The organism is Rhizobium sp. WSM1274, assembly GCF_025200775.1.
In the GTDB taxonomy this organism is placed as follows: domain Bacteria; phylum Pseudomonadota; class Alphaproteobacteria; order Rhizobiales; family Rhizobiaceae; genus Rhizobium; species Rhizobium leguminosarum_I.
In genome coordinates, this window is record NZ_CP104138.1 from 1,772,321 (window position 1) to 1,790,432 (window position 18,112).

16 protein-coding genes, 2 tRNA genes and 1 pseudogene are annotated in these 18,112 nt (G+C 58.1%); 10 read left to right on the forward strand and 9 right to left on the reverse strand.

The window, feature by feature from the left end:
* Positions 1-357 precede the first annotated feature (357 nt).
* Both N2600_RS08985 and N2600_RS08990 read right to left on the reverse strand, forming a co-directional pair.
* Positions 358-915 carry a hypothetical protein gene (locus tag N2600_RS08985; protein ID WP_260298640.1) on the reverse strand — a complete coding sequence of 186 codons (558 nt, stop codon included), beginning with the start codon at positions 913-915 and terminating at the stop codon, positions 358-360.
* Positions 916-1,379: 464 nt separating this feature from the next.
* Positions 1,380-1,454, reverse strand: a tRNA-Asn gene (locus N2600_RS08990).
* A 117-nt stretch (positions 1,455-1,571) separates the two neighbouring features.
* Here N2600_RS08990 and N2600_RS08995 point away from each other — a divergent pair.
* Together N2600_RS08995 and N2600_RS09000 are read left to right on the forward strand one after the other, a co-directional pair.
* Positions 1,572-1,889 carry a hypothetical protein gene (locus tag N2600_RS08995; RefSeq protein WP_260298641.1) on the forward strand — a complete coding sequence of 106 codons (318 nt, stop codon included), beginning with the start codon at positions 1,572-1,574 and terminating at the stop codon, positions 1,887-1,889.
* Between the two features lie 103 nt (positions 1,890-1,992).
* On the forward strand, positions 1,993-2,325 hold the full coding sequence (locus N2600_RS09000; protein ID WP_260298893.1) for a hypothetical protein: 333 nt from the start codon (positions 1,993-1,995) through the stop codon (positions 2,323-2,325).
* Here N2600_RS09000 and N2600_RS09005 read toward each other — a convergent pair.
* Positions 2,322-2,660: a KTSC domain-containing protein gene (locus N2600_RS09005; protein WP_222383810.1), complete on the reverse strand. Its 339-nt coding sequence runs from the start codon at positions 2,658-2,660 to the stop codon at positions 2,322-2,324. The genes N2600_RS09000 and N2600_RS09005 overlap by 4 nt on opposite strands.
* 262 nt (positions 2,661-2,922) lie before the next feature.
* Between N2600_RS09005 and N2600_RS09010 the strand changes: the two genes are divergently transcribed.
* Positions 2,923-2,996 (forward strand) — tRNA-Cys (locus N2600_RS09010).
* A gap of 148 nt (positions 2,997-3,144) precedes the next feature.
* On the opposite strand, the gene N2600_RS09015 is transcribed toward N2600_RS09010, so the two are convergent.
* The 3 genes and pseudogenes from N2600_RS09015 to N2600_RS09025 all read right to left on the reverse strand — a co-directional run bounded on the left by N2600_RS09015 (position 3,145) and on the right by N2600_RS09025 (position 4,879).
* A complete protein-coding gene (locus N2600_RS09015; protein ID WP_260298642.1) occupies positions 3,145-3,543 on the reverse strand; it encodes a hypothetical protein in 399 nt (132 codons plus the stop codon).
* A gap of 328 nt (positions 3,544-3,871) precedes the next feature.
* On the reverse strand, positions 3,872-4,207 hold the full coding sequence (locus N2600_RS09020; RefSeq protein WP_170258181.1) for a hypothetical protein: 336 nt from the start codon (positions 4,205-4,207) through the stop codon (positions 3,872-3,874).
* A 371-nt stretch (positions 4,208-4,578) separates the two neighbouring features.
* Positions 4,579-4,879, reverse strand: a pseudogene (locus N2600_RS09025) (hypothetical protein).
* 486 nt (positions 4,880-5,365) lie between these two features.
* On the opposite strand from N2600_RS09025, the gene N2600_RS09030 reads away from it, so the two are divergent.
* The 4 genes from N2600_RS09030 (at position 5,366) to N2600_RS09045 (ending at position 11,842) form a co-directional block, all read left to right on the forward strand.
* Entirely contained in the window at positions 5,366-6,031 is a 666-nt protein-coding gene (locus N2600_RS09030) for a protein-L-isoaspartate O-methyltransferase family protein (protein WP_017964041.1), read from the forward strand.
* A 334-nt stretch (positions 6,032-6,365) separates the two neighbouring features.
* Entirely contained in the window at positions 6,366-7,235 is an 870-nt protein-coding gene (locus tag N2600_RS09035; protein ID WP_017964042.1) for a DUF2497 domain-containing protein, read from the forward strand.
* 116 nt (positions 7,236-7,351) lie between these two features.
* On the forward strand, positions 7,352-10,195 hold the full coding sequence (locus N2600_RS09040) for a valine--tRNA ligase (protein ID WP_017964043.1): 2,844 nt from the start codon (positions 7,352-7,354) through the stop codon (positions 10,193-10,195).
* 399 nt (positions 10,196-10,594) lie between these two features.
* Entirely contained in the window at positions 10,595-11,842 is a 1,248-nt protein-coding gene (locus N2600_RS09045; RefSeq protein ID WP_170258540.1) for an OmpP1/FadL family transporter, read from the forward strand.
* 46 nt (positions 11,843-11,888) lie between these two features.
* Here the strand turns inward: N2600_RS09045 and N2600_RS09050 are convergent, their stop codons facing one another.
* Positions 11,889-12,206, reverse strand: coding sequence for a hypothetical protein (locus tag N2600_RS09050; protein WP_157386322.1), 318 nt, complete (start codon positions 12,204-12,206; stop codon positions 11,889-11,891).
* A 355-nt stretch (positions 12,207-12,561) separates the two neighbouring features.
* Between N2600_RS09050 and exoR the strand changes: the two genes are divergently transcribed.
* Positions 12,562-13,359, forward strand: a complete 798-nt coding sequence (exoR, locus tag N2600_RS09055) for an exopolysaccharide production regulator ExoR (RefSeq protein WP_017964045.1) — start codon at positions 12,562-12,564, stop codon at positions 13,357-13,359.
* Between the two features lie 114 nt (positions 13,360-13,473).
* Here exoR and xth read toward each other — a convergent pair whose 3' ends face one another.
* Positions 13,474-14,265 (reverse strand): exodeoxyribonuclease III, encoded by a 792-nt coding sequence (gene xth, locus N2600_RS09060; protein WP_260298643.1) that lies wholly within the window; start codon positions 14,263-14,265, stop codon positions 13,474-13,476.
* A 227-nt stretch (positions 14,266-14,492) separates the two neighbouring features.
* Positions 14,493-14,825 carry an iron-sulfur cluster insertion protein ErpA gene (gene erpA / locus N2600_RS09065; RefSeq protein ID WP_017964047.1) on the reverse strand — a complete coding sequence of 111 codons (333 nt, stop codon included), beginning with the start codon at positions 14,823-14,825 and terminating at the stop codon, positions 14,493-14,495.
* Between the two features lie 222 nt (positions 14,826-15,047).
* On the opposite strand from erpA, the gene N2600_RS09070 reads away from it, so the two are divergent.
* The gene (locus N2600_RS09070) at positions 15,048-16,265 is read left to right on the forward strand and encodes a deoxyguanosinetriphosphate triphosphohydrolase (protein ID WP_017964048.1); all 1,218 of its coding nucleotides are present in this window, start codon (positions 15,048-15,050) and stop codon (positions 16,263-16,265) included.
* Between the two features lie 65 nt (positions 16,266-16,330).
* Positions 16,331-18,088 carry an arginine--tRNA ligase gene (argS, locus tag N2600_RS09075; RefSeq protein ID WP_017964049.1) on the forward strand — a complete coding sequence of 586 codons (1,758 nt, stop codon included), beginning with the start codon at positions 16,331-16,333 and terminating at the stop codon, positions 18,086-18,088.
* Positions 18,089-18,112: the final 24 nt, after the last annotated feature.

Sequence of the window (18,112 nt, forward strand, 5' to 3'; positions counted from 1 at the left end):
CCACCGCCGTTGCGGCAAGCGCTCTTAAGTATTGAATTGAGTAAATCACCGACGACCCCCAGTTGAGTGGCGGCCACTAAACATGCGCAGTTGCCGGTGTCAATGATTGCAACCTTCGACCGTGAAATTTCCTAGCCTATAACCTCAATATGCTCTGCGAGGGATTTATCTTGCACCGAAATCCATTTAGTAACATCGCGATCCATGACGAAAGTAGGTGTCTTTCTTTCTCTCTCTCTCGTCTGTGCTCGCCAGGCTTTGTAAATACTGAAGCGGCCTCGGTTGTCTCAATAAGCTCGTCGAGTTGATGCATTGCAACATGCTCTAGCGTCGTTTGCTTCAAATCAAACGGTCCGTTCAAGCGGGCAAATACATCAGGCAAACTGCTGACGCCTTTGACCACTTTGATATCGGAGTAAGAAACGTCCGCACGATAAAGCGCTTGGCTCCGATCATCCCGGCGATCTTTTGCGTAAATTCAGTCACCCTATTAATGCGCAAAAGCCGACTGCCGAACTTGGCATGAAGAAAGTCTCTCCCGATATCTGGCGCGTCACATGAAGTGCATATAGCCAGGGCGTTGAACCCCGACATCAACAGCATGTTAGCAAACCTTGTAGAGGATTCGAGATGGACCATTCCTAAGCCCTCACGAACGTCGACTGCGTGCTGATTTTCGATCGTATGGTAGAAATTGATGGGATTAAGCCGGATGTTTCCGTCGATCCAAAATTTAACCGCCGTGTCGTCTGTGAAGATGTAAGCAACGTCTTCGTCGGCAAGTGGAGGAGGTTTGGCAGGCGTTATGATAACGCGCGCGTAAGGAATAGCGGAGGGAGCCACTTGAGCCACGAAACGGCGGCATTCAAGGGCCGCTAACACTTGGAAACAAGCGCGGGTCTTTTGAGGGTTCATCGTAAGATGCGCGTCTCCTCACCTTGATAGCAATGGAGATGCATCCACTTCCCAAAAAACTGAAAGGCTTCGACGACCTTGGAAATGGTAAATATGCAGATTCTCTCATCCGCCGGTGGCTTGCAACACGAGTGGAATAAGAGAACGCGCAAAGAATCGACTTTGCTGAGATATCTGCTTACTTCCGCTTTCACAGCAACCGGAGGAATCGCGATGTGATCTGATCGCTCATAAGTTCGTTCCAGACGGCTTACACGCCCTTCCAGCTCGATGAGGAGATTGCGAAGTCCGGCTTGATGCATTTCCCGCCGCCATTGCACGCGACGGACTATATCGCTGGCGCTAGAGCAGCGCTAGCGGATAGGGAATAAGCTATTCACAGGCAGCTAAAAGCGGGGAGGGAAAGTGGGAAGTGAGTACCTGTTTCGGATTTCTCGACAAAAACAGGTACTTATTTCCTAAAATGGCTCCCCGGGCCGGATTCGAACCGGCGACCTGTCGATTAACAGTCGAATGCTCTACCGCTGAGCTACCAGGGATCACTGCTTGGCGCGGTGTGAGTGCGCTAATACAAACGCTTTCCCGATTTGCCAAGCGGTTTTTTCAAAAAAATGAAATGAACTTGTATTTGGGTTGTCTGCGCCCATCTCTGGGCAATGACAAATGTGAATGATCGCAGTGAGACAAGTAGCGGCGAAAAGCGCAAGGCACGGGCAGGGCGCTTCGGCATCGATCATGCAAGCGGCAGGCTTGTGCTCGGCTCCTTCAGCATCGGCATGCCGCGCTCGCGCATCGCGCGGATGGCGCTCGGTGTGGCCCTCATTTTCTGCGGATTACTGGGTTTCCTGCCCATCCTGGGCTTCTGGATGCTGCCGCTCGGTTTCCTCGTGCTCTCGCACGATCTGCCGTTCGCGCGCCGGCTGCGACGGCGTCTGGCGGTCTGGTGGCACAGACGCCGGAGACCCGCTGACTGACGGCCACCCCAGAACGGGTCTTGTGGAACAGTGGATCGCCTTTCGCATTCGTGGTTTATGGAACGTAAAATCCGAAACGCGCCACAATGATGCAGGTCAGGAAATGAAAGCATTTTTTGTTGTCGTCCTGTCGGCAGTTGTCCTCTCTGGTATTTCCGCCGAGGCCCAAGCCATCGACAGCCGCGGCTTTGACGCTCGTGGCATCTGTCGCCGTCCCGAAGGCTGCGTGGTCGACCAAGGTCAAGGCGGCAGCTACAACGGACCTCGCAACTATCGCAATTTTAACGGCCGGAACGAGCGTGATGGGAGGAACGACCGCGAGCGGAACGACCGCCGCTATCGTTCTCAGAACAGAAGTGACAATATCAGAGCGCGAACCGGCCGCGTTGCCGCAAGCCCTGTGATTGAGTTGGGCGTGCAGCCTATGTACATCTAGTTCGATCTGAGTTCGCTTTCCTCGAAAGTCCCGCCATGGTCCGGATCGAGACCTGTCGCCAGCAACAAGCTGCAGGCGGCAAGGAGGAGAACGAGCTTGACTGCATAGGACGCCACGGAGACCGGTTGTCGACGGCCCGGTGATACGCGACACGGCGCTACATAATATTTGTAATAGAAGTGCGGATCATCGGTTTCCAGCAGGTTCTGGTAGACGTGCAACGGAATATCCGCATGCTTCAAAGGCGGAGAACCGGGGAACTTTACATAGAGATCCCGGGTTTCGGCGTCGTATGCCGCATGTACGTGCTTCGATTTGAGGGCAGCCCAATCCATTGCAAGCTCCTATACCCTCCCGAAAATAATTGAGTCCCGGAGGGGGATCGAAGTCAAGTCAAGAATTTGTTTCAAATGCCATTATTGGCAGGAAATGGGGCATCGTCATGGCCATGGAAATTCCGGCCCGCGCGCGTGCCGTTTCGGGATGACAAAATGGTCGTTTCGGCAGCAGCGGAATGGCGTTTTTCCGAAATGCCCTCTTGCGATTTCCTTACGATCATTCTAAACGCTCGCCACGGCTCAGATAACGAGCGCGTGAGGCCTCGTGGCGGAGTGGTGACGCAGAGGACTGCAAATCCTTGTACCCCGGTTCAATTCCGGGCGAGGCCTCCAACATCTTTTCACCGCATCGATAAGCATTTGCAAAACCTTGGTAATTTTCGAGGTGTGGTAGTTCGAACTTGAACCGTTCCGCCACACCAAAAAGCCAGGTGTGGCAGTGTGTTCCCGGTTTATCCGTTCGCCACGTCGCTTTCGTCGGTCAGCGCCAGCAGTTTCGTACCGACGCCGTCCCAGTTGATTCGTGCGACCGTCTGCCGGCCAGGCGGGCGTGATCGGCATTTTTCGTATAAATTTTGAGGTCTTTCCATCGCGCCAGGCGAACGTCGCCTCGAGCATGCTGTCGGTTGTGGGCAACGTCGGCCGCCAGTCCCTTGCGGACTGAATGGGCGGTGAGGTGGCCGAGGCCGGCCCGACAGAACCAATCCGAGATTCTGTTTCCAAGACTTTTGATGGAGAACGGCCTGCCGAAATCGGTGGCGATGTAGGTGAGGCCCGTCACCTTGTGCATGGCGAGCACAGCCTCGATGATGGGGTGGATGGCGATCTCGATGTCGTGTGGATTGCGGTTGCAGTTCTTGAATAGGCGAAGCTTGAACATGTCCCTGCGGCGATGCTGCGGACCGAGCTGCGAGACATCTGACACTCGGAACATCATGATAGCGACACACAGGAGGGACTTGGAGCGCATCCCATGTGTTTCGATGCACTTCGGCCAGCTCCTCGGGCGTCGCGGTCGCGTGGCCGTCCGTATGGACGGCGAAGGGCTCGACGAGGCGGGCGATGTTCGGAGCGATTGCCTTGCCGTCCTTCCTGGTGTCGAACAACTGCGCGGCACCGTCAGGCGTTCGCCGGCTGCGAAGGGCGTTTCCTTCTTGCTATCGCGCAGGACCTCGAGTGTGGTCGACGTGGCAGGACAATGCGGCGTTTTATGAGGTCGAATAGAGTTTGAGGCGGGTGAAGAGTGCGAGAAGGCGCGATAGGATGCCAAGCTTGACCGGGATTCCTATTGTTTCTTTGCCGAGCTTTGTGAGCCGCCAGCCGGTGACGTAACTCCATCCGCCACCAGGACTATGAATGGTGACGAGGCCAAGATCACATGCACGATTTACAACCGTTTTGTCGTGATCTTCCCATTCCCCATCAGTCATGAGACAGCAGAGATCGACTTCCTTCGCTGTCATATACAGAAGCTGAATAACATCTTCGTCCAGTGACGCTATGGCAGCCGCAGAGGACATGCCTGCGTGATTAATTATGTTCATTGATTCTCCCCACCCAAGTAATTAGCTTCAGCCCACGCGAGTAATTTGCACAAGCACTATTTCTGGACTTTTGTGACGTGGTTACCAAGTGCGCGGTTATTCAACAGGGTTTAGGAGATGATATGCACCGGCGGGGGACGGTGCTGCTTTCAGACGGCATCTTGGCGAGTTTTGCATTCCTCTGAGGTGTGGCAGGGTGTGGCAGCCGCCTTTGATTTCTCAAGGGAAATATTTCAGCTAAGGTGTGGCCGAAAACTCGCTAACCATTTGACGCCGCCCGCTTGCGAATTTCTGGACCTCAAACATCTCCACATGACAGAATCTATGTGAAACGCTGCCGGCTCAACGGTGCAGCATCGCCGTTTGCTAAGCTACCAAACCCGCTGGCTCGGCGAAAAATCGAACTGTGACGGATTGATTCCCGTGAGGCGGTAGCGCCTTCAGGCCGCCCTTGCGAATTTGAGCCTGATATTCCAGATCGCTCAATTCAGGCCCGTCATCGATTTCGGGGCCGGCGCCAAGCAGCCGCCGCATGCCCTGCGGCGAAATGCAGGTGAAGCTGCGAATGTCGCCGCTGCTGTATTTGGTCAGCAGCAGGCGGGCATCGGCGTTGTAGTGAAGCGCTTCTATGTAGCGCGATTGGATCAGGAAGGTTTGCATGCGCACACCCATAGCGGAAGGCGAGGGCGGTGCGACAAAATGGTTGACGTAACGTTAATGCGCATGCGGCTGTCGGTGCTGGATTTCAAAAGAAACAGACGTATATCAGGCCTGCGCCCGCCGGCATGAGATTGCCGCAGACGCCATGCAGAGAGATATCTCCGAGCTCGCTTCGGCGCCCTATCGTCTCCAGGTCGTTTCGCCGTCCAGCAACCCGCAGCAGAATACGCCGATAAGCGCTGCGACGATGAAGAAATCGAACAGCGTGAAATATTCGAAAATCGCAGACATGGCCTGCTCCTCCTATTTCCTCCGATGCAGATCATAACATGAAGGGGCGGAACGTTCCACGCTGGGGTTGCAGCGTCCATCCTGCCCCTGTGGCGCGGATGAGGCGCCGGCCGGATTCTTTTCGCCGGCGGCTGCCAAGCCTTGAAAGCATCCGTGGCGGAGATTAAGAGACGAGGGACAGGAACCGCTTTTTAAGAGCGAGAGGACATGATGGATTTCGAAGCAGCGCGCGCAAAGATGGTCGATACCCAGGTTCGCACGACGGACGTTACCTCGCATTCCGTGCTGACGGCGTTTCTCACGGTGCCGCGTGAGGCTTTTGTGCCGGAGAAGGCGAAACTGCTGGCTTATATCGATAACGATGTCGAGATCTCCGCAGCCGCACCGGGAAAGCCGGCCCGCTTCCTGATGGAAGCGTCGCCGCTCGCCAAGCTGCTGCAGCTGGCCGCGATCACCAAGGATGATTTCGTGCTCGAAGTCGGTTGCGGCACCGGTTACACATCGGCGCTGCTATCGATCATTGCCGGCTCCGTCATCGCGCTTGAATGTGACGAGACGCTAGCCACTGAAGCGAAGGCGCAGCTGGCTGGCTACGCCAAAGTCGAGGTCGTGACCGGCCCGCTCGAACAGGGCTACGCTGCCGGCGCTCCCTATGATCTGATCTTCATCAACGGCGCAGTCGAAGAGGTTCCGGCCGCCCTTCTCGGGCAATTGCGCGATGGTGGCCGTCTGGTCACCGTCGAAGGTTACGGCAATGCCGCCCGCGCCAAGGTCTTCGTCGCCGAGCGCGGCGCCATTTCGGAAAACGTCTTCTTCAATGCCTCGGTCAAGCCGTTGCCGGGCTTCGCCAAGGCGCGCGAATTCGTTTTCTGACATCGTTCTTGTCGATGACGTTCAGCGACGGGCGCCATCGGCGCCCGTTTTTTATCAGCGCCGCTGGAAAGCCTTCACAAACATCATCTACCCTGACGCCGCCACAGCCGATCGGACGGATGTTATGCGCTTCAAATTCTTTTTCATCGGATGTCGCCGCCGCAAAATTGCAACAGGCTTTGCGGGTGGCAAAGATCAGGTAACAAAACTGTGCATGGCCGCATTCATTTGATTCGCGATGATTTTTTTCCCGCCTGGGGTATTCTAAGGTCGTGGTGATTCGGATGAACGCTCCACACCATCCGGTCGTTGTTTTGGAATAACGGGGATAGAAATGGCTCAGCCAAGTGTAGCGCGTGAACCGTCCATGGAAGAAATTCTGGCGTCCATCCGTCAGATCATCGAAAGCAATGAGCCTGGCGCCGGCAAGGCGATTTCCGCCTCCCTGCCACCGGTCTACGGCGCCGACGAGGATGACAACAGCTCCGAAATTCATCTGACGGTCGACGACACCTATGCCGGCGTGGAGTTCCCCGAACCGGTCATGCGCTCCTCCGATCCGCGTTTCGTCGCCGCCAATTCGGCAGGCACCGCTCCCGAAGCCGAAGTGCCGGCCCGCGCGCTGTCGCTTGCCGATGTCGCCGCCCGCGTGCGCGCTGCCTCCGAGCGCAGCGCCGTGCAAGCCGGTCAGGCGCTGCGCGAAATTCCGAGCGGTTTCCGCCAGCCCGAACCGCAGCCGGCCGTGACGCCGGAACCGCCGCGCGCCGCGGCACCACAGCCGCAGCAGTCGCAGCCTGTTTTCGCGGCTGCCGCAGCGCCCGTTCAGCCTGTTGCAATCCAGCAGCCGGCCGAGCCGGTTGTTATGGAAACGCCTGAGGTGGCCGTCGCCGAGCCAGCGCCTGCTATCGAAACAGCGCCGCCGGCCATGGCGCCCGCTCAATCGTCGACTGACCGTTTCCTGCCGAGCGTTATGGACGAGGTCCAGCCGACGCTGCTTTCGGAGGATGCCGGCCTGCAGATCAGCCGCTCTTTCGAGGAGCTCGCCGCCGCGATCGACGGTGCCGAGCGCCGCTCGCTGGACGAGATCGCGGAGGACATGCTGCGCCCGATGCTGCGCGAGTGGCTGGATGATAATCTGCCGACACTGGTCGAGCGGTTGGTGCGCGAGGAAATCGAGCGCGTGGCCCGCGGCCCGCGCCGCTGATCGGATTGCTTTTTCCTGAAAAGCCGCTCCGGTCTCCGGGGCGGCTTTGTTATTGACTTGGCCGAGACCATCCTATTTACAAACGCCCATCCTCGAACCTCGAAATTGGTCAGAAAATGCTCGACAAGACCTATGATTCCGCCGCCGTCGAACCGAAAATCGCCGCGATATGGGATGAGGCGGACGCTTTCCGCGCCGGCGCGAACGCCAAAGCCGGGGCCGAGACCTTCACCATCGTGATCCCGCCGCCGAATGTCACCGGTTCGCTGCACATGGGCCATGCGCTGAACAACACGCTGCAGGACATCCTGGTGCGCTTCGAGCGCATGCGCGGCAAGGACGTGCTCTGGCAGCCGGGCATGGACCACGCCGGCATCGCCACGCAGATGGTCGTCGAGCGCAAGCTGATGGAACAGCAGCTGCCGGGACGCCGCGACATGGGCCGCGAAGCCTTCATCGACAAGATCTGGGAATGGAAGGCTGAATCGGGCGGCCTGATCTTCAACCAGCTGAAACGCCTGGGTGCGTCATGCGACTGGTCGCGTGAACGTTTCACCATGGACGAAGGCCTGTCGAAGGCCGTTCTCGAAGTTTTCGTCACGCTCTACAAACAGGGCCTGATCTATCGCGACAAGCGCCTGGTCAATTGGGACCCGAAGCTCTTGACGGCGATTTCCGATATCGAAGTCGAGCAGCACGAGGTCAAGGGCCATCTCTGGCACCTGCGCTATCCGCTGGAGAAGGGCGTAACCTACCAGTACCCGATCGCTTTCGATGAAGAAGGCAAGCCGACCGAATTCGAGACGCGCGATTATGTGGTCGTCGCAACGACACGACCGGAGACCATGCTGGGCGATACCGGTGTGGCCGTCAATCCGAAGGATGAACGCTATCAGGGCATTGTCGGCAAGCATGCCATTCTGCCGATCGTCGGCCGCAGGATTCCGATCGTTGCCGACGATTATGCCGATCCGGCTGCCGGCACCGGCGCGGTGAAGATAACGCCCGCGCACGATTTCAACGACTTCGACGTCGGCAAGCGCGCAGGTCTTCGTGTCATCAATATCATGAATGGCGACGGCACGATCACCATCAAGGACAATGAGGACTTTCTCGAAGGTCTCGACAATCCGGCGGCGCTGCATGGCGCCTGGGATCGCCTGGAAGGGCAGGACCGTTTCTATGCGCGCAAGGTCATTGTCGAGATTTTCGAAGAGGCGGGCCTGGTCGACAAGATCGAACCGCACAAGCATATGGTCCCGCACGGCGACCGCGGCGGCGTGCCGATCGAGCCGCGGCTGACCGAACAATGGTATGTCGATGCCAAGACGCTCGCCGAACCGGCGATCGCTTCGGTGCGCGAAGGCCGCACCAGGATGGTGCCGAAGAGCTGGGACAAGACCTATTACGAATGGATGGAAAACATCCAGCCCTGGTGCGTCTCCCGTCAGCTCTGGTGGGGTCACCAGATCCCCGCCTGGTACGGCCCGGACGGCCAGGTCTTCGTCGAAAAGACCGAGGAAGAGGCGCTGCAGGCGGCGATCCAGCATTATCTCTCTCATGAGGGGCCGATGAAGGCCTATGTCGAGGACCTGCTCGAAAACTTCAAGCCGGGCGAGATCCTGACGCGTGACGAGGACGTGCTCGACACCTGGTTCTCCTCAGCACTCTGGCCCTTCTCGACGCTCGGCTGGCCGGACGAGACGCCGGAGCTGGCGCGTTATTACCCGACCAATGTTCTCGTTACCGGCTTCGACATCATCTTCTTCTGGGTCGCCCGCATGATGATGATGGGTCTGCACTTCATGAAGGACGAGGACGGCGAACCCGTCGAGCCCTTCCAGACCGTCTATGTCCACGCGCTGGTGCGCGACAAGAATGGGCAGAAGATGTCGAAATCGAAGGGCAACGTCATCGATCCCCTGGAACTGATCGATGAATACGGCGCCGACGCGCTACGGTTCACTCTGGCGATTATGGCGGCGCAGGGCCGCGACGTGAAGCTCGATCCGGCCCGCATCGCCGGCTACCGCAATTTCGGCACCAAGCTCTGGAACGCCACGCGCTTCGCTGAGATGAATGGTGCGAAGAGCGACCCGCACTTCGTGCCGGAGGCCGCCGAACTCACCATCAACCGCTGGATCCTGACGGAACTTGCCCGTACGGAACGTGACGTTACGGAAGCGCTCGAAGCGTTCCGCTTCAACGATGCCGCCGGCGCGCTCTATCGCTTCGTCTGGAACGAGGTCTGCGACTGGTATCTCGAGCTCTTGAAGCCGGTCTTCAATGGCGAAGACGAGGGCGCCAAGGCTGAAGCCCAGGCTTGTAGCGCTTATGTTCTCGAAGAGATTTACAAGCTGCTGCATCCCTTCATGCCCTTCATGACCGAGGAGCTCTGGGCGCATACGGCAGGCGAAGGTAAAGAGCGCGACACATTGGTCTGCCATGCCGAATGGCCGGCGCCGTCCTATGCCGACGACGGAGCGGCCGACGAGATCAACTGGCTGATCGACCTCGTTTCCGGCATCCGCTCGGTGCGCGCCGAAATGAATGTGCCGCCGTCGGCGACAGCGCCGCTCGTCGTCGTCAAGGCCAATAACCTGACACGCGAAAGGCTGTTCCGCCACGACGCCGCCATCAAGCGGCTTGCGCGCGTCGAGGCGATATCGCTGGCTGAGGATGCGCCCAAGGGTGCCGCTCAGATCGTCGTCGCCGAAGCTACCATCTGCCTGCCGCTCGGCAAACTGATCGACCTTTCCGCCGAAAAGGCTCGCTTGGAAAAGGCGATTGCCAAGATGGAAGGCGAGATCTCCCGCATCGACGGCAAGCTCTCCAATGAGAAGTTCGTCGCCAACGCCAATCCCGACGTGGTCGATGCCGAACGCGATCGTCTCGAGGAACTGAAGGGTCAGATCGCAAGCTTGAGGATCGCTCTTTCCAGGGTGAGCGAAGCCGGTTAAGTTTCACCAACCCATTTTGGTAAGTTATTTCAAGGACGCGCCCTCTGCCGGCGCGTCTTTTTGTCGTTCTGGGCACACGCGATTCGGTCGTGAATTCGGCTAGTTTCGAGCGCTGAGCCTGTGGATTGAGGCTGAACGGGCGTCCAGATGGCGAAAACTGCCACTGTTGTGGGATTGATACAGCTTCGGCAATATTTGGAATGAAAACCCAAAAGCCCACCTGAAATTAGGCAAGTCTGGAATAAAATTTTATTAACCAGGTTTTTTGACGTGTCCGTCAATTTCTTTACGTAAGTTGGTCATTGCAATGCCCGGGAGCGCTGCCGTAGGCGCGTTGCCATATCACGCGAACACTTACTAGAGTGGGGTCACATCAATTGCTGGAGTGGGGGAGACACAATGGCATCTCGTAGGTTTTCCAAGGGCATAACATCGCTCGTTCTTCTTTCGTCGCTTGCATCGCCGTCCTTCGCCGGGGGGCTGGAGCGTGGCGGCTATAACATCGATCAGTTGTTCGACACGTCGCCTTTCACGTTTCAGTCCGGTGTGACCTACGTCACACCGCAACGCAGGCTTAAGGATGTCCGGGATACGGATACGTCGATATTCTCGGGCGGCGGCAATCTGAACAGCCGTCCAAACACAGCTGACGATACCTCAAATTATACCATCCCATATATTGGCTTTAAGGCTGGATTTGGCGACGCAATCGACTGCTTGGTCGACTATTCAGAACCCTTCGGCGGGCATAACGACCCCGGTGTGAACTGGGCTGGCGCCAACAATAACATTGAGACAGAGATCAAAACCCGCAACTATGGCGGCACCTGCTCCTATCGTTTTGATGTCGGCCCTGGGCAGCTTCGCTTCATCGGCGGCGCTTTCTATCAGGAAGTCGAAGGCTTCAAGGAACGTCTGGTTTCAACGCTTCCGCTTCTGCTCGGTACCGGAACTGGCGTCGGCCGCCTCGATATCGACGATAGCGGCTGGGGCTGGCGCGCCGGTCTCGCCTACGAGATCCCCGAATATGCGATGCGTGCGAGCCTCGTCTATAACAGCCGTGTCAACTACGATAACCTGACCGGGACTGTTGATCTGCGCCAGGTTCCAATTGTGCCGTTATATGGGGGCCAGGTCACACCTGTTTCCGGTTCCGCCGAAGCGCCGGATTCGCTGGAGCTGAAGTTACAAAGCGGCATCGCTCCGGATTGGCTTGCATTCGGATCGGTTAAATGGACAAATTGGAGCGTCCTGCAGTCGGTGGCATTCTGCCCGACCAACGGGTTGCCTTGCCCAGCGGGTGGCCTAACTTCGCTCGACCTTCTTTACCAGGACGGCTGGACGATCTCCGGTGGTGTCGGCCACAAGTTCAACGACCAGTGGGCAGGTGCAGTCAGCCTCACCTGGGACCGCGGCACCAGCCAGGGCTATGGCGCGCAGACCGATAGCTGGACGCTGGGGCTCGGTGCAGCCTTCACCCCGACCGAACATATCGAATGGCGCGTGGCCGGTGCCGTGGGCGTGTTGACGAGCGGTTCGTCCGGCGCCGTGACCCAGAACGGCGTCACATTTGGAGATGATGTCTCCTATTCTTTTGGCAACGATCTGGTCGCCGCGCTCTCGACGAGCCTAAAGATCAAGTTCTAATTCTCCCATTGAAGAATTGAGGAGCCCGGCGGTGCCGGGCTCTACTTTATTCGCGGCCGTTAATCATGCCATTTCCCGGTCCCAATTTGTGACGATTCAGCAACACATTTTTACGACGTTTGGCGTATGGTGGTGGCGGGGCGAATTTGTCCATTTCCCGCCACAAAGAGGGCGCAGCGATATTTGCGGGTGAGGAAATGGCAGGCATACGGTGCGTGTAAATAGTAGCATGGGTCGATTTTTTTCCGGGTACATCAGATCGTGCGGCGCGATTGGCAACAATCGTTTGATTGCGGTCGTTTCGCTTTTCGAACAAGGCTGTTCCAGCCGCCAATCCGGCCTCGCGACGAAGTCGTCGATCCATTCATTGTCGTTATTTTCGACCCGCTCAGCTGAGCGGCCCGGCTTTGCCGAAAGGTCGATACCGGTTTCGTCACATTTGCCGTTTACGAATGCGATAAAGGCGGGAAGGCGGGATGCCGCGCCTGCCGAAAGAGTGCCACGGAGATTGCAGTCGGGCCATGCCGGGAGCCGGGTGGCTCTGAAGGATGTGCTGAGAATATCGCCTTTGAGAAAAGGCCAGTGGGCTGGATGCGACGCGGGCAAAGGAGCCATGGAGCTCGCCGCGGGATCGCTCGCCTCGAAGGAATACATCCGCGGGATGCACGGCATGAGCGCCGTTGCCGCCTGCCTTGGATGAACGACAGAAATCGGTTGAAATGGTGACGTCCGAGTTCAAACTGTTCAAATTCATGCTGGTGGGCATGTCGATAGCCATAGCGCTGTCCGGTCCGTGCCGCGCATTCGATATCAAAGGCGGCGTCAGTAAGGAATCCGGACCGTTCGATCTCTTCAAGTTCGGCTTCAAAGCCTATAAGAACGGCCAGAAGGAAGAGGCGGTCGAAGCTTATAAATACGCCGCCGAAAAGGGCCACACCGGCTCGCGCTGGGCGCTCGCCAACATGTATGCCGACGGCGACGGTGTCACGCAGGATGATTTTGAAGCCTTCAAGATCTATAGCGAGATCGCCCAGCAGGGCGTCGAGCCTGGTTCGGAAGATACGGGTTTCTTCGTCAACGCGCTGCTCTCGCTCGCCAGTTATTACAAGCATGGCATTGCCGGCAGCCCGGTCAGGATCGACCTCAGCCAGGCGCGCCAGCTTTATTTTCAGGTGGCCTCCACCTTTGGCGTGCCCGAGGCGCAGTTCCAGCTGGCGCAGATGATGCTGGCCGGCGAGGGGGGCAATGCCAGCCCGCAGCAAGCCAAGAAATGGCTAAACCAGGCCCGCAAGAGTGGCCATCCTGGCGCCATGGCAGTCTTCGGCAATATTCTGTTCGACGAAGGCCAGACGGCTCGCGGCCTGGCGCTGATGACGGCAGCACTCGACCGCTGCAAACCCAAGGATTGCGGCTGGATGGAAGCGCTGCAGGAGCAAGCCTTCTCGGTTGCCACCGAATCCGACCGACGCACGGCGGTATCACTGTCGCACACCATCGCGAGCGGGACCGACGACTAGAGCTATTCCAGGAAAAGTGCGAAGCGGTTTTCCGTCCGGAATTGCGTAAAGACAAAAGGCTAGAGCGGTCCTGCGCCCGTAAAAGCTGAACCGCTCTAAGCGCCGATCGGACGCTCAGCCCGCCAAATCGAAATAGGCGATGACAGGCACGTGGTCGGACGGCTTTTCCCAGGCCCGCACGTGTTTTTCGATCGCAGCCGATGTCATTCGGTCGGCAGCTTCCGGCGATAGCAGCAGATGATCGATGCGGATGCCGTTGTTTTTCGGCCAGGCGCCGGCCTGATAATCCCAGAAGGAATAGAACTGCGTCGCATCCGTCGTCGCGCGCACCGCATCCGTCAGCCCGAGATTTTCGAGCCTGCGGAACGCCTCCCGGGTCTGTGGCAGAAACAGTGCGTCGTTTTCCCAGACCTTGGGATCGAAGCAGTCGTGCGGTTCCGGGATGACATTGTAATCGCCGGCAAGAACCAGCATCTCCTCATAGGCCAGCCGTTCAGCAGCGAACGTCCTTAGACGCTCCATCCAGGCGAGCTTGCAGGGATATTTCTCCGTTTCGACAGGATTGCCGTTTGGTAGGTAGATGCAGCAGACGCGCAGGATGCGCGTATCGGACAGCGTGAACGCCGCTTCGAGGAAACGCGCCTGTTCGTCCAGCGGATCGCCGGGCAGGCCGCGATTCACTTCGAAAGGTGAACTCTTGGAGAGGATCGCCACGCCGTTGAAGCCTTTCTGGCCGTGCGTCTCGACATGATAGCCGAGCGCCTCGATCTCCAGTCGCGGGAAAGCTTCGTCGACCGTCTTGATCTCCTGCAGGCAGACGATATCCGGATCGGAATCCTTCAGCCATTGCGTGAGATTGTCGATGCGCGCCTTGACGCCGTTGATGTTCCAGGTCGCGATCTTCATGGCTCTGTCCCGTTCCGCATACTGCATGTCGCCCAGAAGTGTGCAGCGGTTCTGGGATAACGACAGGCATAAAAACAAAGGGCTAAAGCGCACCGCATGAAGCAGCGTCGATGCAGCGCACTTTAGTGCGCTTCTTTTATCGCGGTCTTTCACCGGCGGACAAGACGATAAACCGGCCGGAAGGAATTCTTCGGCCGGTTTGATGAGGAGTCCGTGCGTTTAGACGTTCAGATCGAGAAACTGGTGCCGCAGCCGCAGCTTGCCACTGCATTCGGGTTCTTGATCTGGAAGGATTGGCCAAGCAGATTGTCGACGAAGTCGATCTCTGAGCCCGCCATGTAGACGATCGACAGGCTGTCGATCAGCACCTTGGCATTGTTCTTCTCGACGATGATGTCGTCGTCCGCTGCGCTGTCGGCAAGATCGAACTTGTAGGAAAAGCCCGAACAGCCGCCGCCTTCGACGGAAACTCGCAAGGCGCTCTTGCCGGCTTCGGCGCCGACGATGGCTGCGATACGCTTTGCCGCGGCATCTGAAAGGGTTACACTTGTATCCGTCATATTTCCTCCTGCCGGGGTCAAGATCCGGAGAGAATGGGTTTGGGCACTTGAATGTTCAAATGCCTGATATCAAAGAAACTTACCATGATCTTCGCGAAAAGGCGATGATGCGCCGAAGCGATTAGGAAAGAGCCTCTTTGCCGTTTCATCGACCTATAGGTATGAAGAGCACAAAGCGGCGTCAATGGGCGGAAGCGGCAACATGCAGGATGACGGTGAAGAATGACGATCGATACGCGTGCTTTGGGTTTCGGCAGCAGTGAAAGGGCGGTTTATGCGGCCGACCCCTGGACGACGCGCGGACGGCTCTATCAGGAGGACGGAAGCCCGACGCGCTCCGATTTCCAGCGTGACCGCGACCGCATCGTCCACACCACCGCCTTCCGCCGGCTGAAGCACAAGACCCAGGTCTTCATCGCCCAGGACGGCGATCATTACCGCACCCGGCTGACGCATACGATCGAAGTGGCGCAGATCGCCCGCGCTCTTGCCCGCGCGCTGAAGCTCGACGAGGATCTGGCCGAAGGTGTGGCGCTCGTGCACGATTTCGGCCACACGCCGTTCGGCCATACCGGCGAGGATGCGCTGCACGAGGTGCTGCTGCCCTATGGCGGCTTCGACCATAATGCACAATCGCTACGCATCGTGACCAAGCTGGAGAGGCGTTATGCCGAATTTGACGGCATCAATCTGACATGGGAAAGCCTGGAAGGTCTCGTCAAGCACAATGGTCCGCTTCTGACGCCTGATGGAGTGGGTACGCACGGTCCCGTTCCGCAGCCGATCCTCGATTATTGCGAGCTGCACGATCTCGAGCTTGCAAGCTATGCCAGCCTCGAAGCCCAGGTCGCGGCGATCGCCGACGACATCGCCTATAATACTCATGATATCGACGATGGCCTGCGTTCCGGCTACCTGACTTTCGACATGCTGGAGGAAATCCCGTTTCTTGCCGGGCTAATGGCCGAGGTGAGGGAGCGATATCCGCACCTGGAGCCGAGCCGCTTCACCCATGAGATCATGCGCCGCCAGATCACCCGCATGGTCGAAGACGTGATCGGCGTCGCGCAGCAGCGCCTGTCCCTCTTGCGCCCTGAGAGTGCAGACGATATTCGCGGCGCCGGCCAGGTTATCGCCACCTTTTCCGAGGGGATGGCCGAGACCGACAGGCAGATCAAGGCGATGCTCTTCAAACGCATCTACCGCAATCCCGATATCATGCGCATCCGTGCCGGTGCCGCCCAGATCGTCACCGATCTCTTTGCCGCCTACATGGCCAATCCGAAAGAGATGCAAAGCCATTACTGGGTCGATCATATCGCCGGCCTATCCGATGCGCCGAAGGCCCGCCATGTCGGCGATTATCTCGCCGGCATGACCGACACTTACGCGATCAGCGCCCACAGGCGGTTGTTTGACCACACTCCTGATTTGCGATAGGCAGCGGTCGCCCACGCCGAGGGCCGATTTGAGCCTTTGGCACAGCCTATGCATGGAAGAGTGCGATGAACCTTTTTACCGACTTCGAAGCCAGGATCAAAACAGCCCTTGAACAGATCGATCTGGTCAGGGAAAAGCGATCCGAGCTCGATTTCGGCCGCATCACCGTCGAGCCGCCGCGTGACGCGAGCCATGGCGATGTCGCGACCAATGCCGCGATGGTGCTGGCAAAACCGCTCGGAACCAATCCGCGCGCGCTGGCCGATGTCATCATCGCCAAGCTGAAAGAGGATTCCGACGTCGCCGATGTCTCGGTCGCGGGTCCGGGCTTCATCAACATCCGTCTCGCCGTCGGCTACTGGCAGCGGCTGCTCGCCTCGATGATAGGTGCCGGTACCGATTACGGTCGCTCGACGCTTGGAAACGGCAGGAAGGTCAACGTCGAATATGTCTCGGCCAACCCGACCGGCCCGATGCATGTCGGCCATTGCAGGGGTGCCGTCGTCGGCGACGCGCTTGCCAACCTGCTCGCTTTTGCCGGTTACGGTGTCGAGAAGGAATATTACATCAACGACGCCGGCTCGCAGATCGATGTACTCGCCCGCTCCGTCTTCCTGCGCTATCGCGAAGCGCTCGGCGAAAAGATCGGCGAAATCCCCTCGGGTCTCTATCCCGGCGACTATCTCGTGCCCGTCGGCCAGTCGCTTGCCGCCGATTACGGCGTGCGGCTGCACAACATGCCGGAAGAACAATGGATGCCGATCGTCAAGGACCGCACGATCGATGCGATGATGGTGATGATCCGCGACGATCTGGCGGCGCTGAACGTCCATCACGACGTCTTCTTCTCCGAACGCACCCTGCATGCCAATGGCGCGGCCGCGATCCGCACCGCGATCAACGACCTGACCTTCAAGGGCTATGTCTACAAGGGCACGCTGCCACCGCCGAAGGGCCAGCTTCCCGAGGACTGGGAGGATCGCGAACAGACCCTGTTCCGTTCGACCGAGGTGGGCGACGATATCGACCGGCCGCTGATCAAGTCGGATGGCTCCTACACCTATTTCGCCGCCGACGTCGCCTACTTCAAGAACAAGTTCGACCGTGGTTTCGACGAGATGATCTATGTGCTTGGCGCTGACCATGGCGGTTACGTCAAACGCCTGGAAGCGGTTGCACGCGGCGTTTCGGACGGTAAGGCGAAGCTGACTGTGCTGCTCTGTCAGCTCGTCAAGCTCTATCGCAACGGCGAACCGGTGAAGATGTCGAAGCGCTCGGGCGATTTCGTCACGCTTCGGGACGTCGTCGAAGAAGTCGGCCGTGATTCGGTCCGGTTCATGATGCTTTACCGCAAGAATTCCGAACCGCTCGACTTCGATTTCGCCAAAGTGACGGAACAATCGAAAGATAATCCAGTCTTCTACGTGCAATATGCGCATGCTCGCTGCATGTCGGTCTTCCGGCAGGCGAGGGAGGCTTTTCCCGACCTCGATGTCTCGCCCGAGAAACTCGCGAAAACCGTTGCAGGCATTGGCGATCCGGCCGAATTGCAGCTCGTCGCCAAGCTTGCTGAATTCCCGCGTGTCGTCGAGGCAGCGGCCCAGTCGCAGGAGCCGCATCGCATCGCTTTTTACCTCTACGACGTCGCCAGTTCCTTCCACGCGCACTGGAACAAAGGTAAAGATCAGACGGAATTACGATTTGTTAATGATAAAAACCGAGAATCAAGTATTGCCAGACTTGGGCTGGTGTACGCCGTCGCGTCGGTTTTGAAGTCGGGACTCGCCATTACAGGCACTGCCGCACCGGACGAAATGCGATAACGTCACCATTTCCCCACAATGCGC